Source organism: Spirulina sp. 06S082, assembly GCF_034932145.1.
GTDB lineage: Bacteria > Cyanobacteriota > Cyanobacteriia > Cyanobacteriales > Spirulinaceae > CCY15215.
The window spans coordinates 1-26,857 of the sequence record NZ_JAYGHV010000287.1 but is presented as its reverse complement, the minus strand read 5'-3'; the positions used below and the strand labels follow the sequence as shown (position 1 = coordinate 26,857).

Sequence of the window (26,857 nt, the reverse complement as noted above, 5' to 3'; positions counted from 1 at the left end):
CATTTGTAGCAGCCTGTAAAGCCAAAGCAATCGCCAAGGTTCGTTTAATACCATCTCCAAACACATCTAGAGGAATCCGTCCTAATTTTTCATGATCGAGATAAAGAATGCTACTAGATTTTTTAGGAGAGAGAATCATTATATCTTTAATACAAGGATCGAAAAGACGAATTAAATTTAATATTTCGTTTTTACTATTTTCATTTTTTATTATCGATTCGGTAAAACGAACTGTTTCGGAATAAGAATAAGATGGAGATATCGTTACATTATTGATTAAAGCATCACGGCGTTTTCTGTAAACAAAACGTTCATCTTCCCAAAATTGAAACTTTTCACTGTTATAAAATTCAAGTTCATCGGTATTAATATTAAAAAGAGGATATCTTTCTTGTACTTTTATTTCTAATTCTAATCCTTCTCGATAACTTTCAGTATCTTCATTGCTGTGAACTGCTGCACTACCATAAAGTTCTAAAATTTCTACCTCTAATTTTTTTATGGGCATATCTCCATCAGCCTGTATTGTCATCGCCCCAAAATGATTCTCTGTTTCTAGATTTTCTCGTTTTTCTTGTTTATAAAAAATCCATTTTATAGACTCAATATTTGGTCGTAAAGAAGATATGCTATTGAAAAAGAATCTACGTTTGGATACCTCAAGCCAGCGAAAAGGATTTAGAGGATTACAGAAAATTGAGATTGCCTCTAATAAGCTAGTTTTACCCGAGTTATTTGTACCAACAATCAAGTTTACTTGTCCCAAATTGGACAATTCGATGTCTTGAAAACCGCGAAATCCTTGAATTTGCAAATCCTTGAATTTTGGAGTCATATAAAACCGCGAAAAATACACATTAATGAGGTAATTGCCCATCACAAAAACGCAAAAATCAATTTGCCAGATCGGGTTGAAGGGGGAGAAAAAGCCGTCGTTTGCGAGAATATTCCCAAGCAATTCCTTCAGGATCTTTGCTTTTACTCCATTCCGTAAAACTTGGATCGGCTTTGCGTTTGCTAATTGTCCCAGAATGAACATCGAGTCGTTTGGCTAATTCAGCTTGAATTAAGGCAACTTTGGCGCGATCGCCTGCATCTGGTTTGAGATAATTTTTAAATTGGGCAACTTCCTCAATACTCATAGCTTCAGCATGGCGATCGGGTTCGCTTTCTGAAAAAATGTTTCCCAAAGCATTTGCTGTTAAAAAATAATAGACAGTATTGCCTGCATCATAATTCTGGCGCTGCGCCCCATATTCGCTGGCCTTGCGTTCTAAAAAACGTTGGGCGGCTTCTAATTTTAAATTTGCTTTCACCGATAAGTCAATCGGCGTAAGACACCCTTGCTTTTCTTCTAACAGTTGATTGAAAAAAGGAGTCACTTGCTGACTCCATTGTTTCCAATGGTAAGATTGCCAAGTTTGCCAAATAATGCCCAATATTGTTGCGGCAACTAATAACGGCCAAGCCGAATAAACAAAAACAACAATGAGGGCAAATGGCAAGATTAAAACTAATACACTTGCGGCACTTTTTTCCAAAACTTGTCCGGTCATGATCTTTGGTGCAATTCTAGATCGGCAACGGAGGGCAAAAGTTGCTCCCCTATCAATCAGTTTAAAGGGTATTGACCAGACTGGCACAATCGAGACGTTCAAACATTGCCTTTCTTGCTTGCAAGGCAAGAGAGTCGTCAAGTTTGCTTAAAGCAATTTCCTCCTGATACTTGTGACGCAAGGCGGTTTGAATTAGCCAGTCGGCAATAAAGGAATTTTTCGGCAACAAGGGACCGTGGGAATAGGTGGCGATCGCATTGCCGTAAAATGCCCCTTCCCAACCATCTTCGCCGTTATTGCCATAACCTTTAATCACCTTGCCCAAAGGGGAAACATTGCCCAAATAAGTTCGCCCTCCGTGGTTTTCAAAGCCAATAGCGATGGGAGTTGCCCCCAACATTTCCCGCAACTCTTCCGCAAGAGGAGAAGCTGTAATCTCTAGCACTACGTTGCCAATACAACGGGGTGCATCAATCCCAGGATGCTTGGTAACGAGATCGAAAACCCCCAACCCGTCGATGCGTTGCCCGAGGGCAGGTTCGTAATATTTGCCCAAAAGTTGCGGGGAACCGCAGGTAAATACTCCTGGGGTGCCTGCGTCAATTTTGCCGCGAAATTTCTCTGCCTTTGCCCCTTGTAAGTCCCGCATAACAATTTCTTGCTGGCGATCTTGCGCCCCACCGCCGACAATAATATCAACGAGATCGAATTGACTGGCCTCGCTTTGGCGATCGAGGGGAACGATCGCCGCATCAATACCTCGCCACTGACAGCGCTGTTGCAAGCAAATCACGTTACCGCGATCGCCATAGGTACTCATTAGTTTGGGATACAACCAGCCGATTTTTAACTCCATTGCCAATCTTTTCTTGAAAGTTTGCGGGATTTCTTTGCAATCTTAAGACTTTAAGGAGCGATCGGCAATTATGGAGTGAAGCTAAAATTAACTTTTCAGGGGAAGTACGAGAACTTCAGTTAATGTTAATTTGCTTATAATAATTAATGATTTTTTGGAGGAATCTGCGATCGCCATTCCCATTAAGGCTTTAGAATAGAGGAAACGGGAAATTTCCCAATTTATATGAACGAGCCAGTTAGTAAAATTTCTACTTCAAAACCCTCCCTCGAGTTAGAAAAACTCTTTCCCTTTAAACTCGATCGCTTTCAACAGCAGGCGATCGCCGCCCTCGACTCGGGCAAATCCGTTGTCGTCTGCGTTCCCACGGGATCGGGAAAAACCCTCATTGGAGAATATGCCATTTATCGCGCCCTGAGTCGAGGTAAACGAGTCTTTTATACAACCCCTCTCAAAGCCCTATCCAATCAAAAATTCCGCGATTTTCGCCAACAATTCGGCGAAGATAATGTCGGGCTACTCACCGGGGATGCTTCCTACAACCGAGAAGCAACGGTGGTAGTGATGACCACAGAGATTTTCCGGAATATGCTTTACGGGACTCACATCGGACAAGTGGGAACTTCCCTCAAGGATGTAGAAGCTGTAATTCTCGATGAATGTCACTATATGAATGATAGTCAACGCGGGACTGTCTGGGAAGAATCGATTATTTACTGTCCGCCCCAAGTACAAATAGCCGCCCTCTCTGCTACAGTTGCCAATGCCGACCAACTCACCGATTGGATCGCGCAGGTTCATGGCGAAACCGTCCTCATTCACTCCACTTTTCGCCCTATCCCTCTTGAATTTAATTTTAGTACCATCAAAGGTCTTTTTCCTCTCTTAAATGAGAAACAAGATGCCGTCAATCGTCGCTTATTACCCCAAGGACGGCGCAACCCCAAACAGCGCTTGAGAAAAGAAGATTGCCCTCCCATTATCCAAGTGGTGAAGCAACTGGAACAGAAAGATATGTTACCGGCGATCTACTTTATTTTTAGCCGTCGGGGATGCGATAATGCCGCAGAACAATTGCCTGGATTCAATCTTGTTAATCCAGGGGAGGCGAGGGAGTTAAAACAACGTATTGAGGAGTTTTTGGCTTGGAATCCCAGTGCCGCCCGTAGCGGACAGGTGGAACCCTTGCATCGCGGTATTGCTGCCCATCATGCGGGAATTCTGCCCGCTTGGAAAGGGTTTGTGGAAGAATTGTTTCAAGCCGGGTTAATTAAAGTCGTGTTTGCTACGGAAACTCTGGCCGCCGGAATTAATATGCCCGCCCGCACTACAGTGATTTCCGCCATTTCCAAACGCAGCGATCGCGGTCATCGTCTCCTGACGGCTTCTGAATTCCTGCAAATGGCAGGACGGGCAGGACGGCGGGGTATGGACGAAAAGGGCTACGTGGTTACGATACAAACGCGCTTTGAGGGACCCAAAGATGCTGCAACTTTGGCGTTGAAACCTCCAGACCCTCTAGTGAGTCAGTTTACTCCTACTTATGGTATGGTGTTGAATTTACTGCAAACTCATCGGATTGAAGAAGTGAAAGAACTTCTCGAACGCAGTTTTGCTCAATATATTGCCACCCTCGCCCTCGAACCAGAAAAAGAGGCGATCGCCTCTCTAACCACGGAATTAGCCAGACTGGATATTGAACTTGCCCCGATTAATGACAAGCAATTCGCCCATTACGAGAAACTCAAACAACACCAGCGAGAAGAACGGCGCTTATTGAAAACCCTGCAAGAACAAGCAGAATACAGCCATCATAAAGAAATTGCCCGCGCCCTGAACGATATATCGAGTGGGCGAGTGGTCTATCTAAAGGGCAAGCATATTAAAGTCGCGACCCCCATTGCCGCCATCGTCTTTGCCCAAACCCCCGGAAGCGGTCAAGCCCCTTATTTCGTCTGTTTGGGAGAGGATAATCGTTGGTATGTGGTAGCCACTGCCGATATTATTACCATCGATCCAGCTTCTTTATCTCTTTCTCTTATCGATACATTAGTTCCTCCCGATACTTTGACGATTAAATTAGGACAATCTTTTAAAGGAGATGCAATTAGTGCGGAAGTTGCTCGCTGCATTCCCAATAATGCGATCGCCGCCCTAGAAACCCCAGAAGTTTACGAACAGCGCCAGCGACTCGAAGCCGTCGGCGAACAACTCCAAAATCATCCCCTCATGCAGTGGGGAAAACCTGGAAAACTGCTCAAACGCAATAAATATCGTTTGGAATTGCGATCGCAACTGCGCGATCGGCAAGAAAAATATAAGGACTATCAAACTCACCACTGGCGGGAGTTTATGAATTTAGTCAAAGTCCTACGAGAATTTCAAGCACTAGATGGATATGAACCGACGGAGCTGGGCAAGGCGGCGGCGGCAATTCGCGGAGATAATGAGTTATGGTTGGGTTTAGCAATGATGTCTGGTCAGTTGGATCGATTACGTCCCCAAGATTTAGCGGCGGCAGCTTATGCGCTAATCTCCGAATCCCCTCGCCCGGATACGGGAACAGCTTATCTGCCTCCCCAAGAAAGTTTAATTGCTCTCAAGCAACTTTCTCCTTTGCGGAAAGAATTAATTAAATGTCAATATCATCATAAAGTGAGCTTGCCCGTTTGGTTAGAAGAAGAGATATTAGACTTGATTGGCATTGTCGAACAATGGACATTAGGAGTCGAGTGGGATGAAATGTGCGCCCAAACTAATTTAGATGAAGGAGATTTAGTGAGGATATTGCGGCGAACAATGGATATTCTCTCACAAATCCCTCATGTTCCTGGATTATCTGAAGAATTAAAACGCAATGCGAAACAGGCACTACATTCCATGAGACGTTTCCCCGTGGAAGAAATGACGGTTTAAAACCCTCTTGAAACTATTGTGACTCGTTACTCAACCAAAATGTCCTCTCAACTCCAACGATTAACGATCGCCCCGCAACAGCAACAAGACAATCTGATTGTTCTTACCTCAGAACAAAAACACTATTTACTACGGGTATTGCGATTGGGAAATGGCGATCGCTTTATTGCTATGGATGGTCGAGGCAAAGCCTGGATCGCAGCTTTGGAAAATGAAGGCGCGATCGCGATCGAACCGTTATCCCTACAAAGCGAATTACCGCTAGAATTGACCCTAATGGTGGCATTACCGAAAGGGAATGGATTTGAGGAAATTGTTCGGTGTTGTACCGAGTTAGGAGTCAGCACATTTGTTCCTGTTATTAGCGATCGCGTCCTGTTGCGTCCGAGTATGCAAAAGTTGGCACGATGGCGCAGAATCGCCACAGAAGCCGCAGAACAGTCGGAACGGGCGATCGTGCCAACAATTCTCGAGCCTCAATCTTTTCAGATATCTTTACAAACCGTACACTGTTCGGAAAAATATATTTGCGTCGCGCGAGGGGAAAATGCTTCCTTATTATCCTGTTTGCAAGAGGGAAAGAGAAGAGAAATTGCACTCTTAACCGGTCCCGAAGGGGGCTGGACGGCTCAAGAAATAGAGGAAGCAAATACAAGAGGCTATATTCCGGTTTCCTTGGGGAAGCGCATTCTCAGAGCAATTACCTCGGCGATCGCGTCGGCTTCTTTGGTTGCTTCTTTCACTCAAGAATCTCATCTTTCTGAATCCCAAAAAATTTAGGGAAGTCATCAATCCACAGAATAACCTTGGCGATCGCCAAAATAATTTTGCCAATTAATAACTTCCCCAATTTTAGTCACCGAGTATTAACCCGTTATAAGCAAACAAACGCAATTTAGACGTTAGCGGTTTCGCGAGGGGCGCTAGGAGTAGGGCCGATCGGACCGTTAAACTTGCGATAGGGAACAGAACCCATATTGATACTTGCAGTAGCAACCCGAGCCGAAGCGACTCCTTTCGCATTGCTGAGGCCGCGAGCAAGATTCATGTAAAGTGCGGGATCGCCAGCTTTGGGCTTCCGATCCTGCGGAGTATAGCTCCGTACCGTGGTTTGCCAAACGATTTGAGGGAAACCTAGAATCGAACGATAGTAGGCACCATAGCGAGGAGATTGAATATTAAAGGGTATTTCTCCCGTCTCCCGTCCGGCCAGAATTCGCCGACGCTGATAGGGAACGGTATCATCACCAAAATTTTCAACGTATTCATCGCTATCGAGCAATTCATCGATGAATCCTTGAGGACCTTTAGTCGCAACTAAAATCGACCAAGCAATTTTCTCGCGTTCGCTGTAAACATCCCGGCCTAAAACCCTCTGGACGGTCTGTTCCACAAAGCGATAGTTGCTGTTGAGGTCATAAAAACTCCGCCGATAGGTATCGGAAAGCAACAAACCCCGAATGAATTCTCGCACGGTGATTTGACCGCAACGAAGCTGGGATTCTAAAAAAGTTTGGCGATCGCACTTAAACGCATGGAAAAAAATCTGGCGATAAGCCGCTTCAATCAGATCCCCCATATCTCCAGGAGATAGGACGTTTTCTGAAGAGAAAATTTTGGGCTTCTCATCACCCGCCACATCATAACCTTCAACTCGTCCGTTTTGGGACTTTGGAGCATAGTTAATTAGAGGAATAGCCAAGTTAAAACCTCCGTAATCTTAATCGAATTTTTACAAAGCTTAATCTCAATAATAATGGAGTTGGGGTCTTTCGCTCTAATAATCTTATCAATTCTTACCAAATTATTTGAGCGCTAGGACAAGAGTTTCAGAAAGGCAAGAAAAGCTACAACTTAATGCACTAAATCACTATTAAATCTACTGATTTTAACAAAAAGTAAAAATATTTTTACTTTTCTTTACAAAAAGATGGGATAAGAGGAGAAGGATAAAAATTCATCCTTCATCCTTCATTTTCCTGCATTAGGTTTCAGACATCGTTGATGAGTTGAGCATTGGAGAGAGATAGGCCACAGTAACACCTAAAGCAAAACCGATGACATTACGAAATAAAGGCAACCAGTCTGAAGTTCGAGTAACCACAGGTCCAATGCCGAAGGCTAAAAACAAGATTCCCCACAAAGGCGAGAAAATCAAAGCCCACTGCCAAGCAAAAACTTGCCCCTCTTTGCGAGGAATAGCAGCAAAACCGCAGATCAGACCGCCGAGGAGAGAAGTAATGAGGGTAAAAATCCATTGTTCCCTCGGCAATCCAGGGACAACACCGCAGCCACCTTTTTGTAAACAGGTCGCAACAGTTTCCATGGTATTGACAATGGAACTCGTTTCCCCATTGTCGCGAATATAGTAGAGATTGCCGAATCGTGTTTGTAACTCAACCCAAAAGGTTCGCGGCAAAAACTCATAAACGTCATCGCCAACACTGAAAGCTAACAGATTGCCCCCTCGCGGGTCGGCTACGAGGAGTATGCTGCGCTCATCAAGTCCCCAATACTTTTTAACCGCACGACCGGGAGAGCGATCGTTTTGCGTGAGGATGCGTAGTTTCCACCCAGTCTCTTGTTCAAATTGGTTAAAGCTATCCTTTAAGGTTTCTTCTTGAAGCGAGGGTATAAGATTGGCTAAATCGACAATGGGAGTTTGACTATCGGGAAGAAGTTCGGGATTATTTACCGCACTGGCATTGGGCGCAACGAACCAAACTGAAAAGGCGGCAAAACAAGCTACGAAGGAGATAAACAGACGCTTGATTAAGGAATTGTGCATTGGCAATATTAATTAACTGTGTTTGTTATAGGTAAACAAATTATAAGAAATATTGTGATTCTTTACAATTTTTAATTAATTTCTAACCAATCTCTAATCAATCTCTAGAAATTGTCGAACTTGCCTCAGATAGGTTGCCGGATCTTCCAACATGGGAAAATGACCCGTTTTGGGAATTTCTCGATACTCAATTTTGGGATTCAGTGCCGCCGCACTTTTCCCTAATTTAGGTGGAATGATTTGGTCTTTTCCTCCGGCAATCAACAATGTTGGCATCTGTAAACTGGCGAAGGCTTGGGGCATTTCTGTGGCGGCTTTTTTGCTGACGGCGGTTTTAATGGTTTCTGTCGCTGTTTCGCGATCGGCTTGTAAATAATCTTCTAAAAACATCCGATTGAGGCGATCGCTTAAAGGACGATGTAAAAAGCGAATCATAAATAAGCGCCCAGCAAAAGGCACGCTCATAAACCACTGATATCTGAGCTTAACCACGAGAGTCCCAGCCACATGAAAAGCAGGAAAGGTAATTTTGTTGTAAGTAAAAATACCGCTACAAGTCAGAATCAGTTTTTCAATGCGTTGGGGATAGCGACAGGCAAATAATGTGGCGATGGAGGCACCAAAAGAATGAGCCATGAGGGTGAATTTCTCAACGCCTAATTGAGCCAACAAAATAACTAAATCTTCTGCATATTCTTCCAGTTCGTAACCTAAAGATGGCGATCGCCCCGCTAAAGTAGAACTGGATAAAGTAGAACGCCCAAATCCGCGAAAATCATAGAGCAAACAATCAAAATATTCGCAAAGAATGTTCGCCACATCCTGCCAATATTTTGCCGAACCTCCCCAACCGTGCATAAACACGAGAACGGGTTTTGACAACCCTTCCCTGTTTTTGCGTACCCATTGATAATAATGTTCGACTCCTCGAACATTAATTTTTTCTCCTTCCGCTTTCATTTATGCTGATTCTGGCTTCAAGAGCGTAGAAGGATGAACTAAAAGTTCGGCGGTAGAACGTTTTTCCACCATTTCCTTTGTAATCGCACAACGGCGCAAATCCTTGCGAGACGGTAACTCGTACATTACCTCAAGCATGAGTTCCTCAATAATCCCTCGCAGCGCCCTGGCTCCAGTTTTGCGTCGATAGGCTTCTTTGGCGATCGCCCGCACAGCCTCGGCGCGAAACTCTAACTGTACGTTGTCCATCCACAATAGCTTTTGATATTGCTTCACTAACGCATTGCGAGGCTGAGTGAGAATTTCCATCAAGGCTTCTTCATCCAAGGGATGTAGCACTGCTGCTACAGGCATCCGACCGATAAATTCAGGAATTAAACCAAACTTGACTAAATCCTCCGGTTCCAAGGATTGTAGGACATCCGCCGTGCGCTGTTCCTTAGAAGGTTTAGCTTCTCCTGGCTGAATAAAGCCCATCGATTTTTTCCCAGTTCGACGCTCAATCACCTTATCCAGCCCGACAAATGCCCCACCGCAAATAAAGAGAATATTGCTGGTATCGATTTGAATACAATCTTGATAGGGGTGCTTGCGTCCGCCTTGGGGAGGAACATTGGAAATTGTCCCTTCCAGCATCTTCAAAAGGGCTTGCTGTACCCCTTCCCCAGAGACATCGCGGGTAATGGAAGGATTTTCGCTTTTACGGGCAATTTTGTCGATTTCGTCAATATAGATAATGCCTCTCTGTGCCTCCTCGACATCCAGATCCGCCACTTGTAAGAGACGCAGCAGAATATTTTCCACATCTTCCCCCACATAACCGGCTTCCGTCAGGGTTGTCGCATCAGCTACAGCAAAAGGAACATCTAAAATTTTAGCCAGAGTTTGAGCCAGCAGAGTTTTCCCTGAACCCGTCGGACCAATCAGGAGAATATTAGATTTTTGCAGTTCTACTGTCTCTTCTACCCCTTCCTTACCGGCATTATTGTTTTTCGCTTGGACAAAACTGAGGCGCTTGTAATGGTTATAAACTGCCACAGAAAGCACTTTTTTGGCTTCATCTTGGCCGATCACGTGTTCGTCAAGATATTTCTTGATTTCCGTCGGTTTGGGGATTTGATTGAAACTAATTCGCTCTGCGGGAGTGCGGCGCTGTTTTTGGGGATGCTCTTCCGGACGGGAAACCGGTTGTGGGGCGGGACTCGATGAATCGATTAACTCCTCATCTAAAATTTCGTTACAGAGTTCGACGCATTCATCGCAAATGTATACCCCTGGCCCTGCGATTAGCTTTCGGACTTGTGCTTGGGATTTACCACAGAAAGAGCATTTTAAATGGGAGTCATATTTAGGCATATTGACCTCGTATTTAATAAGTTAGGGCGGTAGCAGGAATTTCAACTAGGGACAGTCCGGGTTTAGTGATGACGCGATCGATTAATCCATAGTCTCGAGCCTCGCGAGAGGACATAAAGAAGTCACGTTCGGTATCGGCAGCAATTTTATCGAGGGGTTGCCCGGTATGACTGGCAAGGAGTTCGTTCAGTTGTTCTTTGATGTAGAGAATTTCTCTCGCTTGAATTTCAATATCGATCGCCTGGCCTTGGGCTCCTCCGAGGGGTTGGTGAATCATAACTCGGGAACTCGGTAAGGCCATGCGTTTGCCTTTTTTGCCCCCAGACAAGAGAAATGCTCCCATGCTGGCGGCTAAACCGTAGCAAATCGTTGCCACATCCGGGCGAATTTGCTGCATGGTGTCATAAATTGCCATGCCCGCATAAACCGAACCCCCAGGAGAATTAATGTAGAGTTGAATATCTTTTTCTGGGTCTTCTGCATCTAAAAAGAGCAATTGGGCAACAACAGAGTCGGCAACGGTATCATTGACTTGACTGCCTAAGAAAACGATCCGTTCTCGTAATAATCTGGAGTAAATATCAAAGGCGCGTTCGCCCATTCCTGATTGTTCCACAACCATTGGGATCACGGCTTCGGGGGAGTCTGCCGAGTTATGGGTGGAGGAATAGGAATGGGTTTGAGAACTGTAGGGTGAAAGATCTGGCGATCGCGATTCAATCATTACGTCCGTTTAGTTTTGAATTTAATATAAGGGTACAAAGTTTTAGGCTTGGTTTTCCGTTTGTCTTATTGTGACTATTATGCCGCAAGTCTTTCAAGTCTGTCGTGCAATTGGGTAAAAGTTATGGGTTATTTGTTCATTATTTGTTGTGGGAAATGCCGATAGGGTAAGGGTTATCGCTTTTTTAAAAGAAATTCCGGACAGAACTTTACATCCTGTCCGGAATTTCTGCTTTATTCGCTTTCGTCGGGGACTGTTTCTGCCTCAACTTCGATAGCGGGTTCTACTTCTGTCTCTGAGTCTGGTTCTGGGGCTTCTGCTTCCTCTTCCTCGGCTTTGAGGGTCCCTTCTGGGACGAGTTCAACAGTCGCTTTTTCTCGCAACCAGTCGAGGGCAACTTCTTGACGCAGATCGTCGGTGACGAATTCTCGCACGCGATCCATGTCTAGTTGGCGATCGCTTAATTGTTCTACCAATTCTGCCACTCGTTTTTCTAGTTCTTCCTTATCAACCTCTAATTTTTCTAGTTTGGCTACTTCTGCTAAAGACAAGGAAGATTTAAGATTTTCCATGGCCTCGGGTCGCGCTGCTTCTTTTAATTGCGGTAGGCGATCGGAAGTGAAAAACTGGTTGACATCCAAACCGTAGCGTTCCATTTCCATCAAACTCTGCTTGACCAAAGTTTCACTTTCTTGACTGACGAGGGTTTCTGGAAGATCGACTTCGGCAATTGCCACGAGAGCTTTGGTAAGGGCTGTTTCAATATTGCCCTTAGTTTCGTTTTCCGCTTTTTCTTGATATTGAGATTCTAAATGCTCTCGAAGTTCAGCTAAGGTTTCAAAGTCGCTAATTTCTTCTGCGAGTTCATCATCGAGTTCCGGCAGTTCTTTTTCTTTAATTTCATGTAAGGTGACATTAAAGATGGCTTCTTGACCGGCTAAGTCTTCTCGGGCGTAGTCTTCAGGGAATTTCACGGGAATTTCTTTAGTTTCCCCAATCTCCATTCCCCCAATTCCGGCGATCAAATCTTCGATAAATTTCCCAGACTCCAACTCGAGTTGAAAATCCTTCGCCTCGGCTCCCGAAATGGCTTCTTCTTCTCCTTCTTCATTGGCGCTCAAGCGTCCGGCATAGTCAACGACTACTGTATCTCCCATTTTTGCAGGGCGATCTTCGATCGGGACGAGGGTGGCCAAGCGCGATCGCTGTTGGTCTAAGAATTCATCAAGTTGGCTGGGTTCGTATTTGACCTCTTCGGCTTTAACCTCTAGGGCTTGATAATCCCCCAGCTTGACTTCTGGGGGGACATCCATTGACGCTAAAAAGGTTAAAGCATCGCCGGGTTTGTAGTTACCCACCAGTTCTTCAAAAGTGGGTTCGATCTGATAGTTTCCTAAAACTGCGATGGATTCTTGGTCGATCGCGCTTTGGACGCTCTCTTGCACGATTTTCTCTAGGGCTTCGGCCTTGATATTTTTCGATCCCAAACGCTGAACTAAGATTTGACGCGGGACTTTCCCCGGACGAAATCCCGGTATTTTTACTTTGCGAGAGAGATCGCGGACGACCTGTTCGTAAGCCTGTTTGGACGTTTCGGGGGGAATTTCGAGTTCTAGGGCAATCTGACTGGCGGGACGTTTGGACTTGGCAATAATTTTCATCGAGCGCTCGCTTTCTGAACAAGTTATCTATCTTAGTTGCTTTCTCTGGCTAACCTATACGATAATAATATATTTGGGTCTAGTCTTGACGCAATCTCAATATTTGTTATATTTACTGAAAAAAGTTATCAGTCTCGATGCAGAGATTTTTTGAGGGAAACCGCGTCGGGCGATCGAGAAAGATAATCCAGCAAAAACTTTTTTGATGCTACAATGGAGGTCAAAATATGCTAAAAACGTCTTGAACGCTGGAAAATACCTAAAAAAGCTGATATTTTTTGCAAAATCAATACTTTATAGAAAGTAACCAACCTATGGTTTTCAGGATAATTTTCAAACTAAAGTTCGGTTTGAGAACTGGATTGACTTATTTTTAGAAAAATGGAGGCATCAATACATTGTCTGAGAAAAAAGTTCGCGTAGCAATTTTGGGGGCGACAGGAGCCGTAGGAACGGAATTAATCGCACTCCTACAAGAACGCCAATTTCCCGTTGCGTCCCTCAAGTTGTTGGCATCCCCGCGATCGGCAGGAAGGAAAATTTCCTTTGGCGGAGAAAGTTTAACGGTTGAACCCGTTGAAGAGAAATCTTTCCAAGGTATAGACTTAGTTTTAGCTTCGGCGGGAGGCTCAACCTCAAAAAAATGGGCAGAGGTAGCGGTTAAAGCAGGGGCTGTCACGATTGACAATTCTAGTGCTTTTCGTATGGATCCCGATGTTCCCCTCATCGTCCCAGAAATTAACCCAGAAGCGGCAAGCCAACATCAAGGAATTATTGCCAACCCTAACTGTACGACGATTCTCATGGGCATGGCGGTGTATCCCCTGCACCGCATCCAACCGATCGATCGCATTATTGTGGCCACTTATCAGTCTGCAAGCGGTGCGGGAGCAAGGGCAATGGAAGAGGTTAAAATCCAATCTCGGGCAATTTTAGAGGGGAAAGAACCCCAAGCTGAAATTCTCCCTTATCCTCTCGCGTTTAATCTTTTTCCTCATAATTCCCCTTTAGGCGAAAATGGGTATTGTCAGGAGGAAATGAAAATGGTGAACGAAACCCGCAAGATCTTCAATGCCCCTCAATTAAGGGTAAGCGCAACTTGCATCCGCGTCCCCGTTCTCCGCGCCCATTCAGAAGCGATTAATTTAGAATTTAATGCGCCCTTTCCCGTCCAAAAAGCCAGAGAAATTTTGTCAGCTACACCAGGGGTTCGTTTAGTCGAAGATTGGCAAAAAAATTATTTTCCCATGCCCATAGAAGCATCGGGACAAGATGATGTTTTCGTGGGACGCATTCGCCAAGATATTTCTCATCCAAATTGTTTAGAATTATGGTTGAGTGGCGATCAAATTCGGAAAGGAGCAGCCTTAAACGCCATCCAAATTGCCGAATTATTGGTCGAAAAGAATTGTTTAAAGCCTCAAAGAATAGCTGTTTCCGTGTAAACCGATAATCAATAAATCACAAACTTAAAATCACAAACTTAAGGAGTAATAAGCAGTGTGGTAGAGATAGGCTTTGGTCGAGTGGTTACGGCAATGATTACGCCATTTAAAACAGATGGTAGTATCAATTATGAAACCGCACAGAAACTGGCATCTTATTTGGTTGAAAATGGTTCTGATACGATTTTACTTTGCGGAACGACAGGAGAATCTCCGACCTTAACCAGAGAAGAGGAATATCAACTCTTTCAAGAAGTTAAAATGGCGATCGCCGATCGCGGCGGCAAAGTCTTAGCAGGCACGGGTTCAAATTCAACCCAAGACGCGATCGTAGCAACCCAAAAAGCCGCAAAATTGGGGGTAGATGGAACATTACAAGTCGTTCCCTACTACAATAACCCCCCCCAAGCCGGATTGTACCAACACTTTAAAGCGATCGCCGAGGCTTGTGCCGATCTGCCCCTCATGCTCTATAATATTCCCAGTCGTACCGGATGTAATTTAGAACCGGAAACCGTGATTGAACTGGCAAAAATTGATAATATTATCGGGATAAAAGAAGCCAGTGGCAGTCTCGATGCAGCCAGTCAAATCCGAGCTTCAACCCCTAACAATTTTGCCATCTATTCTGGAGATGATTCCTTAACGCTTCCCCTGTTAGCCGTCGGAGGAAATGGTGTAGTTAGCGTTGCCAGTCATCTTGTCGGAAATGCCCTGCAAGACGCGATCGCCGCCTGCGAAAATGGCGAACTCCAAGTTGCAACCGCCATCCATTTGAAATTATTTCCCCTTTTTAAAGCCTTGTTCTATAGCACAAATCCTATCCCCATCAAAACAGCATTAAATTTACAGGGTTGGGATGTGGGGGGAGTACGTCTGCCATTGTGCGAAATTCCTGCTGAAGTAGAAACTAAATTGAAGGCAGTATTAGAAGAATTAGGGCTTTTATAAAACAGCAAACCAACAAAACAACAACAAATACAACATGACTAATAAACAAGCAAAACTGAAAATTATTCCTCTCGGAGGATTGCATGAAATTGGCAAAAATACCTGCATTTTTGAATACGAAGATGAAATGATTCTGCTGGATGCAGGATTGGGATTTCCCACAGATGGAATGCACGGAATTAATATTATCTTGCCGGATATGACCTACGTGCAGGAGAACCGCCAGAAAATTAAAGGTATGATTGTCACCCACGGCCACGAAGATCATATTGGCGGCATTGCTTATCATCTCAAGCAATTTGATATTCCCGACATTTACGGACCGCGCTTGGCCATGACCTTATTGCGGGACAAATTAAGCGAAGCGGGTGTTAGCGATCGCACCACCTTACACAAGGTTTTACCCCGAGACATGGTTCGCATCGGCAAACATTTCCTAGTGGAATATATTCGCAATACCCACTCTATGGCGGATAGTTTTACCGTCGCCATTCATACGCCTTTAGGAGTAATTATTCATACTGGGGATTTTAAAATTGACTTCACCCCCGTAGACGGCGAACATTTCGACCTGCAAAAACTAGCAGAACATGGAGAAAAAGGCGTACTCTGCCTTTTGAGCGATTCCACCAACGCCGAAACCCCCGGTCATACCCCCTCGGAACAAGCCGTTTATCCCCACTTGGATCGCATTGTCGCCCAAACCCCAGGACGATTATTCATCACTACTTTTGCCTCCTCCGTACATCGGGTTAATATCATTTTGCAATTGGCGCAAAAACACGATCGCAAAGTCATTATTGTTGGGCGATCGATGTTGAATGTGATCGCCCACGCCCGAGAACTTGGCTATATTAAGTGTCCCGACGATCTTTTCTTGCCCTTAAGGGCATTATCGACTTTGCCCGATGACAAACTCCTCATTTTGACCACCGGATCCCAAGGAGAGACCCTCGCCGCCTTAACGCGCATTTCCCATGATTCCCACCGTCAAGTTCGCATTAAAAAAGGAGATACCGTCGTTTTCTCCGCCAACCCCATTCCAGGGAATACCCTAGGAGTCGCCGATACCATCGATCGCCTGATGATGCGCGGGGCAAAAGTCATTTACGGTCGTCACCAGGGCATTCACGTCTCCGGCCACGGCTCTCAAGAAGACCACAAACTAATGCTGGCCTTGACCAAACCGAAATTTTTTGTCCCCGTCCACGGTCAACACCGAATGCTGGTGCAACACGCAAAATTAGGGCATAGCATGGGCATCCCTGAAGAAAATATTGTCATTATCAATAATGGGGATATTGTCGAACTGACCCCAGATAGTATTGCAATTGGCGGTCAAGTGCCTTCCGGCATTAAATTAGTGGATAGTTCCGGCATTGTTCACGACGAAGTGATGAAAGAACGCCAGCAATTGGCTGAAGATGGCGTGCTCACCGTCGCCGCCGCCGTCGATCGCGAACTGAAACTGATCGCCCCTCCAGAGGTGCATCTACGGGGAGTCGCGGCAAACATCGAGCAATTGCTGTTGCAACATTTGGTCATCCGCAATATCGAACAGACCCTCAGCGAACGAGGTCAAGAGTTTGTGCGAAGGATTGAAGAAGGCAAAACAGATATTGATTGGATTGGCTTAAAAACGGAAATTGAAGGGCATTTAGAGCGGTTAGCGCGGCGAGAACTGCGCTGTCGTCCTTTGGTGGTGTTCTTGTTACAGACTCCCGAACCGGTTGCTCATATTGAAATACCCGTGGCTCCTGCCCCCAAACCGCCAACCCTGAAAAAATCCGTCGAAAAGATTCTGCCTAAACCGGAAAAGATTGCGCCGAAAGCAGACACAACAGAAACAGAAAAACAAGCAGAAACAGAAAAACAAGCAGAAACAACCACTTCGCCCACTCGGACAATTTCCCGACGGCGGCGGCGTTCTGCGGCTTCTGTTGCTAGTTGATAGTTAATAGTTGATAGTTGATAGTTATTGGTTGATAGTTATTGGTGAATACAAATTCTTTTGGTCGAACGATTGAAATGCAGGAGGTTGGGATTGCGATCGCGGCGATCGATCTCAACCCCCAAATGCTGAATTTGGATTTTCTCAAATTTAGCGGCATTATTGCTACGGATTGGGAACTGATGAGACAGCCAGTTCTCAATGCGTCGATGGCGCAACTGTCTTTTACCAATGGGGTAAATGTACTGGCACAACCGCGCAATATTACTTTTTTGGAAGCAATGGGCGATCGCAAGATCGAAGAATTACAGGCTCCCTTAGCGGCTTGTCGTTATGTGGCAAAATTGCCCCATGCGGACTATCAAGGGGTGAATATCAATCCCAAAATCCTCATCGGTTTTCTGGAAACCCAAGACCAAGATAGTGCGCGACGGTTCATTGTTGACCGCCTGCTTGTCCCTGGAGGATGGCAAACTATGGGACAAGCCCCTTTGAAAGCATCTTTAAGTTTAAGCTATCAACTGAAACGCTGTCCTCTGACCATTGCCATTAATGAAGTGAAACTGCAACAACCAGAAGGAGAAGCAATTTCCGCTTTATTATTTTCTGGGGGGTTTAATTATGCGATCGCCCCCAAATATCAAGAGAAAAAAGCACTTTATTTACAAAAGCGCATTGAGACTTGGCCGACAGATTTTGAGATGTTCAAAGAAATTGTTCATAAAAAGTTTTTTGAGCAAGATCGAAGCATTTTTCCTAACTCGTCATTTTTATAAATTTTTATAAAGCGATTTCAGGGGTGCATCTCAATTTTGCCAAATCCCAAACCCCTTCTCGGAATTTTTGGGTCGGAATTTATTGAAGCGCATTGGGCATTAAAATTTAATTAATTTGGTTTTAAATGCGATCGCTTCCAAGGCTAATGTCGATTTACATTTTTGAGATGCACCCGATTTCAGTGCGATCGCCTTGATTGGTCAGTTGTGACAAAGCCGTGTACAATCGATCCCGGCTAACATCAAACATCGGGAAAATGTCGGAATCAATTGAGGGAGATGGGACCAATCTGCTACTGCAACAAGTCAGGGTATTAGATCCGATCGCCAATTGCGATCGCGTTGCTGATGTTTGGTTGAAGGACGGAAAAATTGCAGCAATAGAGGCACAGATCGCCGATATTCCACCAGAAACAACCTTAAAAAACGGTGAAAATTTAATTCTAAGTCCAGGTTTAACGGATCTTTACAGTGCTAATAACGATCCTGGACATGAAGAACGAGAAACCCTCACTTCTCTCTCAAAAGCCGCCCTCGCAGGCGGTTTTACTCGCTTAAATCTCCTTCCCAACACCGTCCCACCCCTAGATAATGCGGCGGGACTCACTTTTTTACAGCAAAAAATCCCTAGTTATGCTCCTCACTTTCGGTTTTGGGGAGCCCTCACGCAAAATCTGGCAGGAGAAAAGATGGTGGAGTTAGCAGAATTAGCCGATGCGGGAGTTGTGGGGTTTAGCGATGGGAAGGCGATCGCCCATTGGGGGGTTTTACGTCGTTTGCTGGAATATGGGGGACCTTTGGGACGACCGATGGCGATCGCTCCTACCAGCCCGCAATTGCGCGATAATGGGGCAATGCGAGAAGGTTCATTCTCGATTCAAGCGGGTTTATCTGGAGATCCGGTGTTCTCAGAAACGGCAGCATTAGCAGCATTATTGGAAATAGTAGCAATTGTGAGAACCCCCGTGCATATTATGCGCGTTTCTACAGCACGAGGGGTGGAGTTAATTGCGGAGGCAAAACAGCGAGGGCTTCCCGTAACCGCAAGTACGACTTGGCTGCATTTACTGTTGGATACGGAAGCAGTGGGAGATTACGATCCCAGTTTACGCCTCGATCCACCTTTGGGCAATCCTGGCGATCGCGTTGCTTTGGCAGATGGGGTAAAAGCAGGGGTTATCGATGCGATCGCGATCGATCATTCTCCTTACACTTACGAGGAAAAAACCGTATCTTTTGCAGAAGCACCTTCGGGGGCGATCGGCTTGGAGTTGGCCTTACCTTTGTTATGGGAGAATCTGGTTATTAAAGGCAATTGGACGGGGTTACAATTGTATAAAGCCCTAACCGTTGCACCACAAATGTGTTTGGGTCAAACCCCTTTATCTTGTGCTGTGGGAGAGGTAGCAGAGTTGACATTATTCGATCCACAAAAAACATGGATTGCAAATAGAGAAACCTTATTTTCTCAGAGTGCAAATACTTCTTGGTGGGATGAAGAGATAAAAGGAAAAGTTGTATCGATTTGGAAAGGAGATTCTCTAGATTTGATTATGAGGGGTTTGGAGACCAAACCCCTACCCCGTCGTAGGAAGGATTATAATCCCCCCTACCCCCATTTTCTAGGATGAGTGTTATATTAGCGATCGCAGGGTTCAAACCTTCTGTATTAACTTTTGATCAATTATAGGAGTGATGACGTGGTTGCTACCTCAGACCGAATTCAAGACATATCCTCAGAAACTCAGAAAGAGAGTCGCGTCGCGGTTTTATTAATGGGATATGGAGAAGTTGAAAGTTATGAAGACTTTGCCAACTATAACGAACAAGCACTCAATCTGTTAACTGCAAAATTTGCTCCTGTCCCGACTTGGATTTATCCACCTTTGGCTAAACTCTTAGCCATGTTCGATTTGCATGAGTGGGGACATCAACATGGTAATTTTATTTCTCCCCATAACAAGATTTTTGAAGAACAGCGATCGGGAATCGAACAAGAATTACAAAAAACTTGGGGCGATCGCATTAAAGTTTTCAAAGCCTTTAATTTTTGCGCCCCTTATCTTCCCGAACAAGTTTTAGCGGAAGTTAAAGCAGAAGGATTTGATAAGTTATTGATTTATCCTCTTCTCGTTGTCGATTCTATTTTTACCAGTGGAATTGCTGTCGAACAAGTCAATAAAGCACTAACTCAGCTAAAAGATAAAGGAGACTATTGGTTACAGGGAACGCGCTATATTCCTTCTTTTTACGATCGCGAAGAATATATCGATTTCTTAGCACACATGGTTGAAGAGAGCATTCAAAAAGATTTGATTTCTGCTCATTTACCCTCTCAAATTGGCATTGTTTTAATGAATCACGGCTGTCCTCATAAAGCCAAAGGGTTCACCTCTGGAATTATGGAAAGTGAAGCATTATACGACAAAGTTCGCGAAAAACTCATCTATAAATATCCTTTGATTTCTGTCGGTTGGTTGAACCACGATACCCCTTTAATTGATTGGACTCAACCCCATGTTGAACTCGCGGCTAAAAATTTAATTGACTTGGGTGCGACTGCAATGGTAATGATGCCAATTGGGTTTGTGACGGAAAATCATGAAACCATTTTGGATGTCGAACATATTATCGAAAGTCTCAACAAATACAATCAAAAAACTGTCTATGTGCGAATGCCTTGTGTTAACGATCGCCCTGAATTTCTGAAAATGGCGGCTAATTGGGCGAATCCTCAAATTGAGGCTTTGTTATCAGCAGAAGCAGTGATTGTTAATCCTCAATTAGCAACAGGTTCTCATCATCATACTCATTCTCACGACGGACATCACCATCATTAAATGTAGGGTGGGCATTGCCCACCTTACTGTTTTATTTGTCATCATTTTTGTCATTATTTCTGACCTGTGCGGCAATTTCTAACAATTCTGTCCAGCGTTTTTGTAACTTCTTAGGAGTCAAATTCAAGATTTGTAGAATATCCTCATCGCTTTTTTCCTCTCGTCGTAGTTCTAAAATTTGCAGTTGTTGAGGAGAGAGTTTGCCGATAAACTCATCCCATTGGGTTTCTGTCATGCCCAAACGTTGCTCTAAATCTGCACCCAGCCATTGATGAACGAGTTCCCAATGAGAGATACGCGCAAACTTTTCTACATGATACTTGAATCGCTGTTGCAGGTAATCCCGTTCTCGCGAAGATAAACCCATGATTTCATCAATTTCTGATGCGGGTAAATCTTGCATCTTTAGTGTCAAATAATCGGCACAATCTTCGCGTCCTTGATTTTTGAGGTACTCTAATAAAGAAGCAATCACCCGATCGCGCTTGATTCTTTCTAAAGGATCTGGATTATTGGAAACCATCTGCGATCGCACTTGTTGAACTACTGCCGATCGCTGCATTTTTTCCGCATCTTCCCCTTTAGAAAACTCCGTTGCTTGTTCGATATCAACCGCCGTTTCTTTGGGTTGACGACGGGCAAAAGTTTGCGCCCTGAGAATAATCAATTGCTGGGAATAACCATTAGGAAGAGAAATGCGACGCTTGGCATATTGTTCCGTAAAGGACATATATTCAGCCAATTCTAATTGAGTGCGAGGCTGATAGTTTTCCACCACTTCATTTTCCCGGCGAAAGGCTTTCAAAGACTCTGCATAGAAATCTTGCAGAAAGTCTTCAATTAAGTTATAACGACCGGAAAAGCCTAATTGTGCCTTAGCAGGGGCAATATGGCGATAAACGATGGTGCTGAGAGTGCTGTGGAGGTCTACCCGACCCCTTGAGGAACCGGCTTTGTAGTAGTCTAAGCACTTATTGAGGCGATGGTGTGCCAAATAGAGTTGATGGCTGCGAATTTGACCGGACTTTTGAATGCGGGTACTTTTGTCGCATACCCGTTGGACTTCCGTAGAGATGCGATTTGCCAAGGCCTGTGCCGATCGCGGCATTCTGCCAATGTGGGTTTTGAGTTCATTTAAAATAACTTCTTCTAAAAAGAAAGGAGAAGATGAATTTTGTTCCGGATGGGTAGCGGTTTCAACAGAAGAAGGATTGATGAGATTGCAGGTGTTAGCGTTCATGGTAATGCCCCGTCGAAAAATTAGAAAAGTGTAGGCGGTAAGGATGACGCTTTATTTGCGTGTTTTACCTTGTTGCTTACACTTTGAATCTACGCACTACAACTCGGTGTTCAAGGATTCTCTGTGTCACAACCCCAAGTTTACGCATTTCTCCGAAATCTCCAGAAATGACAGAAGGGGGAGAAAATCTCTAAAATCCTTTTGAGTTGTAGCTTTGAGCATTTCTCCTTTTCTCTGAAAATACCGAATTACCTTTGAGTTATAGTCGGGTTTAACAGACAGTTGGGAAAATGCGGCCTTGCGTCTGGAATGGCGATCGCTGCTTGTGTAGAAGGAACCGATCCATATTAAACATCGATCCATTCTTCAGCAACTTCCCATTCCAGACCCTTCCGCAGGATAAAAGGTTTCTCGGTAGTAAAATCAAGAATGGTAGAAACTTGGTAGCCCAATTCTGAACCGCGATCGATGATAATATCTACAAAAGGATCGAGGGCATCGAAAAGCCGCGATCGCTCAATTCCGATGGTGGGAAATTCCCCGTCTTCGTCGGGAATATGTGCCGAAGTAGAAATAATCGGATTTTCCAAGGTCTCTAAGAGAGTATGACAGATAACATCATTGGGAACTCGAATGCCGATCGTCTTGCGTTTGGGGTTCATGACGATGCGGGGAACTAATTTGGTTGCGGGGAGTAGAAAAGTGTACGGTCCCGGAATCAAATGCTTCATAATGCGGTAAGCTCGATCTTCAACCAGGGCATAACGAGCAATATTTGAAAGGGAGGAACAAAGGAAGGTAAGGGGTTTATCATTAGAGAGTTGTTTGATTTGTCGGACTCGCTTGACGGCGGATTTTGCGTTGAGATCGCAACCGATCGCATAGACGGTATCGGTGGGGTAAAGCATCACTGCACCATCATGTAGGGCGCTTGCTATTGTCTCTATTCGTCGTTTTTGTGGGTTATCCGGATGAAGATCGTATAAAGTAGCCATTTTTAAGGATCGATACAAACATGGCCAAAATTGCCTATTTAGATTGTCCCACGGGAATTGCCGGAGATATGTTTCTGGGGGCGTTATTTGATTTAGGGATGCCCCTAGAATACGCGATCGCGCAGTTGGCAAAGTTGGGACTCGGGGCTGAGTTCGATCTACGAGTTGAAACTGTACAACGTCGGGGACAACGGGCAATTAAGGCACACATCGATCTATTATCGGAGCAAGGGGAACATCATCATCATTTTCCTGCCCGACATCTTCCCGAAATTGAGCATTTAATTAAGGGCGCAAATCTACCCAAACGGGTTCGAGAGTGGAGTTTACAGGTTTTTCAAAACCTGGCGGAGGCTGAGGGTGCGGTTCACGGTATTGCACCGGAAAAAGTTCATTTTCACGAAGTTGGCGCTACTGATGCCATTGTAGACATTGTGGGGACTTGTTTGGGGTTGGATTGGTTGGGGATAGACGAACTACATTGTTCGGCACTTCCCACGGGTGGAGGTACTATTAAGGCTGCTCACGGTATTTTACCTGTTCCTGTGCCGGCGGTTTTAAAGTTATGGGAGATGGGACAAGTTCCAATTTATGATAATGGTATTGCGATGGAGTTGGTTACGCCGACGGGGGCTGCATTAGCTGTTACTTTAGTGACTGGTTTTGGCTCTTTTCCTCCCTTACAATTGTCTCGGGTGGGGTTGGGTGCGGGGACGAAGGATTTATCTATTCCTAATATTCTGCGTATTTGGTTGGGGGAGGTTCAATCTGTTGCTAATCTGGAGGCGATCGCGGTTTTGGAAACGCAGATCGATGATATGAATCCCCAAGGTATTGCTTATACTTGCGAACAATTATTACAGGCTGGGGCTTTGGATGTGTTTACCCAGGCGATCGCCATGAAAAAGTTTCGCATGGGTATTCTTTTAACGGTCATTTGTAACCCTTCCCAGGTTGCATTATTAGAGAATATTCTCTTTCGAGAAACGACAACTTTAGGCATTCGTCGCAGTTTCCAAGAACGTCGCATTTTAGCGCGAGAAATTCAAGCAGTTTCGACTCCTTACGGGATAATACGAGTGAAAATTGCTCGTCAAGGAGATAAAATTATTAATATTCAACCCGAATATGAAGACTGTGCTAAAGTTGCACGGGAAGGCGATCGACCTTTGCAGGAAATTCATCACTTAGCCCTAGATATTGCTAGAAAAGGAATCATTTCAGATGCTTAATAAAAGGCGATCGTAGAAACTAACCCAGTTTAAAATCTTTATCGCCAAACTTGGCTTTCATACCAAATCCAGTTACCACAGACCCTATTCACGCGATCGCCAGAAACCCTGTAGCGACGTTGCATGCAACGTCGCTACAGGAGATAGGGAAAACCTCCTGAATAAAGCTGATTTGGTATCAGTGGAAAATAAAGTGAAGCAATTGTCAATCTGTGAGATATGAGATACAGGGTTTTTTAATTACACTCATCGCGACAACTAAAAAAGAATATTCTCTCCCGAAGAGTTAATTGTGTTAATTGTAAAGGAATATTTAAGAACAAGAAAAAGACTATTGACTATTGAATTTTCAGGGGTTACAATGAAGGAACTTTCCCAGTCTCCCATCATGAAAACCCCCAAACTGCCAAAACTCCTATCTCTCCTGCTCCTAAGTGGGTTAATCGCAGCAAGACCCCCCACCGCCCAGGCGCAAACATCCATCACCGCAGCCCCCGACGGCACTGGAACGATAATCAATTATAACGGCAACACCTATAACATTAACGGCGGCACTCAAGCCGGAGCCAACTTATTCCACTCCTTCCAAGAATTCGGCTTAAACCCCCAAGAAATCGCCAACTTCCTCTCCAACCCCGACATCCTCAACATCGTCGGAAGAGTCACGGGAGGAAACCCCAGCATTATTCAAGGACTAATCCAACTCACCGGAGGCAATTCTAACCTATTCCTCATGAACCCCTCCGGATGGGTCTTCACCCAAGGGGCAAGTTTAGACGTACCCGGCAGTTTTGGAGCCACAACCGCCACGAGAATCGGCTTTGGAGATGCTTACTTCAATGCCTACGGAAACAACAACTACAGCACCTTAATTGGCAACCCGACAAGTTTAATATTTGACCAAAATAACCCCAGTTGGATCGTCAACGAAGCCAACCTCGCCGTCAAACCAGGAGAAAGTCTCTGGATGGTAGGAGGGGGAATCATATCAACAGGAACTGTCGAGACGGAAGGGGGAAACATCACCCTCGCCGCTATTCCAGGTAAAAATCAAGTGCGACTCTCTCACGAAGGCATGGTGGTGAACTTAGTCCTGGATGCCGCCCCAGTCGAAGGAAGCGTTAATATACCCGGAAATCTAATGGGAATCAGAGCAGTAGATATCCCCCGTTATATTACCGGAGGCAGTGAAATCGGTCATGCTAATGAAGTGATTATCGAAGCAGATGGCACAGTGCGGTTAATCAGAAACGATACAGCCATTAACGAAGGAGATACAGTCATAGCAGGAGAAGTAACTGCCGAAAATATTAACCTCATGGCAGCAGGAGTTGTTACTCCAACCAACTCAAGTTTAATCCAAGGGGATACCACCGTCGTGCGTTTTCCCGAAGCAGGAGGAACCAATATACTCAGCGTTATTGATTCTCGTGCCGATAATGCCGAAGACTTGCTGTATGGTGCAGCAGCAGGGACGATATCGAGTATTATTGGTCGCGAGGAAGAAGGAATTGCAGCGATAAGCGAGAAACTCGAAGAAGTAGACACAGAATTAGACGGAATAGCAATAACAGCAGAAGGAAACGAAGGCAACTTCTGGTTAGGGAAAACATGGGTAACAAATGAGAATATCAACAACTATGCCGGACAGTTGGCAACTTGGGCAAAATCCCTCGATGAAGGGGCAGATATCTTGCTCTACAGTTGTTTTACGGCATTAGGAGAAGCGGGACAAGCCTTAATTGGGGATTTAGCGCATTTAACGGGTGCAGATGTAGCAGCTTCAACCAATGCGACGGGAAGTGCCAACTATGGCGGTGATTGGGTCTTAGAAAGCAGCACGGGAAGTATAGAAGTAGGGAATCCTTTTGAGGCAGAGACGCTTTCAGGATGGGATGGGAAACTAGCAACCCTGACGGTAACGAATCTGAATAATACGGGTGCGGGTTCCTTGCGTCAGCGGATTCAAACCGATGCAGCGGCAGGTGACATGATCACCTTTGGGGTGAGTGGGACGATTACCCTTGCAGGGACAGCATCGGGGACAGATGGAGAGATAACTTGGGGACAGAATAATTTAACCCTGGATGGAGGGAGCAAAATTGTCGTCGATGGGGGAGGAAATTCGCGGGTATTCAATACGTCGGCGGCGAATGTGACGATTCAGAATATAACCATTCAGAATGGGAGTTTCGCAGGAAATGGCGGCGGGATTCATAGCACTGGAGCCGTGACGCTGAATAATTCCACGGTTTCGGGCAATTCTGCTGCTACTGCTGCTGGCGGCGGGATTCGTAGCGCTGGAGCCGTAACACTGAATAATTCCACGGTTTCGGGTAATTCTGCTGCTACTGCTGGCGGTGTGGATGCGGACACCATCACATTAACAAACAGTACGGTGAGTGGTAATAGTGCTAGCAATACTGGTGGTTTAAATGCGAACAACATCACCTTAACAAACAGTACGGTGAGTGGTAATAGTGCTGGTTTGACTCGCGGTGGTTTGAATGCGATCAACACCATCACATTAACAAACAGTACGGTGAGTGGTAATAGTGCTGGTCAGGCTAATGGTGGTTTGTTTGCGGGCAGCAACATCACATTAACAAA

The 26,857-nt window shown here is 44.9% G+C and carries 21 protein-coding genes; 10 read left to right on the top strand and 11 right to left on the bottom strand.

Features of this window, described 5'->3' with window-relative positions:
* The 3 genes from VB714_RS17780 to VB714_RS17770 form a co-directional block, all read right to left on the bottom strand.
* A partial coding sequence (locus tag VB714_RS17780; protein ID WP_323225986.1) for an AAA family ATPase occupies positions 1-835 on the bottom strand: 835 nt, incomplete at its 3' end.
* A 58-nt stretch (positions 836-893) separates the two neighbouring features.
* Positions 894-1,556: a hypothetical protein gene (locus tag VB714_RS17775; RefSeq protein WP_323225985.1), complete on the bottom strand. Its 663-nt coding sequence runs from the start codon at positions 1,554-1,556 to the stop codon at positions 894-896.
* Between the two features lie 61 nt (positions 1,557-1,617).
* Entirely contained in the window at positions 1,618-2,412 is a 795-nt protein-coding gene (locus VB714_RS17770) for a type 1 glutamine amidotransferase (RefSeq protein ID WP_323225984.1), read from the bottom strand.
* 225 nt (positions 2,413-2,637) lie between these two features.
* Between VB714_RS17770 and VB714_RS17765 the strand changes: the two genes are divergently transcribed.
* On the top strand, positions 2,638-5,328 hold the full coding sequence (locus tag VB714_RS17765) for a DEAD/DEAH box helicase (RefSeq protein ID WP_323225983.1): 2,691 nt from the start codon (positions 2,638-2,640) through the stop codon (positions 5,326-5,328).
* Positions 5,329-5,367: 39 nt separating this feature from the next.
* On the top strand, positions 5,368-6,108 hold the full coding sequence (locus VB714_RS17760; RefSeq protein WP_323225982.1) for a 16S rRNA (uracil(1498)-N(3))-methyltransferase: 741 nt from the start codon (positions 5,368-5,370) through the stop codon (positions 6,106-6,108).
* A gap of 115 nt (positions 6,109-6,223) precedes the next feature.
* Here the strand turns inward: VB714_RS17760 and VB714_RS17755 are convergent, their stop codons facing one another.
* The 6 genes from VB714_RS17755 to tig all read right to left on the bottom strand — a co-directional run bounded on the left by VB714_RS17755 (position 6,224) and on the right by tig (position 12,817).
* Positions 6,224-7,030, bottom strand: a complete 807-nt coding sequence (locus VB714_RS17755; protein WP_323225980.1) for a phycobilisome rod-core linker polypeptide — start codon at positions 7,028-7,030, stop codon at positions 6,224-6,226.
* A 282-nt stretch (positions 7,031-7,312) separates the two neighbouring features.
* Entirely contained in the window at positions 7,313-8,116 is an 804-nt protein-coding gene (locus VB714_RS17750) for a TPM domain-containing protein (protein WP_323225979.1), read from the bottom strand.
* 93 nt (positions 8,117-8,209) lie between these two features.
* On the bottom strand, positions 8,210-9,076 hold the full coding sequence (locus VB714_RS17745) for an alpha/beta hydrolase (RefSeq protein WP_323225978.1): 867 nt from the start codon (positions 9,074-9,076) through the stop codon (positions 8,210-8,212).
* A complete protein-coding gene (clpX, locus tag VB714_RS17740; protein WP_323225977.1) occupies positions 9,077-10,432 on the bottom strand; it encodes an ATP-dependent protease ATP-binding subunit ClpX in 1,356 nt (451 codons plus the stop codon). It abuts the gene before it with no gap.
* 13 nt (positions 10,433-10,445) lie between these two features.
* Positions 10,446-11,156 carry an ATP-dependent Clp endopeptidase proteolytic subunit ClpP gene (clpP, locus tag VB714_RS17735; protein WP_323225975.1) on the bottom strand — a complete coding sequence of 237 codons (711 nt, stop codon included), beginning with the start codon at positions 11,154-11,156 and terminating at the stop codon, positions 10,446-10,448.
* Positions 11,157-11,389: 233 nt separating this feature from the next.
* Entirely contained in the window at positions 11,390-12,817 is a 1,428-nt protein-coding gene (gene tig / locus VB714_RS17730) for a trigger factor (RefSeq protein ID WP_323225974.1), read from the bottom strand.
* A 398-nt stretch (positions 12,818-13,215) separates the two neighbouring features.
* Here tig and VB714_RS17725 point away from each other — a divergent pair, with 398 nt between their 5' ends.
* The 6 genes from VB714_RS17725 to VB714_RS17700 all read left to right on the top strand — a co-directional run bounded on the left by VB714_RS17725 (position 13,216) and on the right by VB714_RS17700 (position 20,780).
* A complete protein-coding gene (locus tag VB714_RS17725) occupies positions 13,216-14,262 on the top strand; it encodes an aspartate-semialdehyde dehydrogenase (protein ID WP_323225973.1) in 1,047 nt (348 codons plus the stop codon).
* Between the two features lie 93 nt (positions 14,263-14,355).
* Positions 14,356-15,213, top strand: a complete 858-nt coding sequence (gene dapA / locus VB714_RS17720; protein ID WP_416309726.1) for a 4-hydroxy-tetrahydrodipicolinate synthase — start codon at positions 14,356-14,358, stop codon at positions 15,211-15,213.
* A 34-nt stretch (positions 15,214-15,247) separates the two neighbouring features.
* Complete coding sequence (locus tag VB714_RS17715) at positions 15,248-17,164, top strand: ribonuclease J (RefSeq protein ID WP_323225971.1); 1,917 nt, start codon at positions 15,248-15,250, stop codon at positions 17,162-17,164.
* 44 nt (positions 17,165-17,208) lie between these two features.
* The gene (locus VB714_RS17710) at positions 17,209-17,940 is read left to right on the top strand and encodes a hypothetical protein (RefSeq protein ID WP_323225970.1); all 732 of its coding nucleotides are present in this window, start codon (positions 17,209-17,211) and stop codon (positions 17,938-17,940) included.
* A 257-nt stretch (positions 17,941-18,197) separates the two neighbouring features.
* Complete coding sequence (locus tag VB714_RS17705) at positions 18,198-19,571, top strand: dihydroorotase (protein ID WP_323225969.1); 1,374 nt, start codon at positions 18,198-18,200, stop codon at positions 19,569-19,571.
* 69 nt (positions 19,572-19,640) lie between these two features.
* On the top strand, positions 19,641-20,780 hold the full coding sequence (locus VB714_RS17700; protein WP_323225968.1) for a ferrochelatase: 1,140 nt from the start codon (positions 19,641-19,643) through the stop codon (positions 20,778-20,780).
* 31 nt (positions 20,781-20,811) lie between these two features.
* On the opposite strand, the gene VB714_RS17695 is transcribed toward VB714_RS17700, so the two are convergent.
* Together VB714_RS17695 and VB714_RS17690 are read right to left on the bottom strand one after the other, a co-directional pair.
* Positions 20,812-22,020: a HetZ-related protein gene (locus VB714_RS17695; RefSeq protein WP_323225967.1), complete on the bottom strand. Its 1,209-nt coding sequence runs from the start codon at positions 22,018-22,020 to the stop codon at positions 20,812-20,814.
* A gap of 347 nt (positions 22,021-22,367) precedes the next feature.
* On the bottom strand, positions 22,368-23,015 hold the full coding sequence (locus VB714_RS17690; RefSeq protein ID WP_323225966.1) for an L-threonylcarbamoyladenylate synthase: 648 nt from the start codon (positions 23,013-23,015) through the stop codon (positions 22,368-22,370).
* Between the two features lie 20 nt (positions 23,016-23,035).
* On the opposite strand from VB714_RS17690, the gene larC reads away from it, so the two are divergent.
* Both larC and VB714_RS17680 read left to right on the top strand, forming a co-directional pair.
* On the top strand, positions 23,036-24,247 hold the full coding sequence (larC, locus tag VB714_RS17685; protein ID WP_323225965.1) for a nickel pincer cofactor biosynthesis protein LarC: 1,212 nt from the start codon (positions 23,036-23,038) through the stop codon (positions 24,245-24,247).
* Between the two features lie 361 nt (positions 24,248-24,608).
* Positions 24,609-26,857 (top strand): DUF4347 domain-containing protein (locus VB714_RS17680; protein ID WP_323225964.1); only part of this gene is annotated, 2,249 nt, incomplete at its 3' end.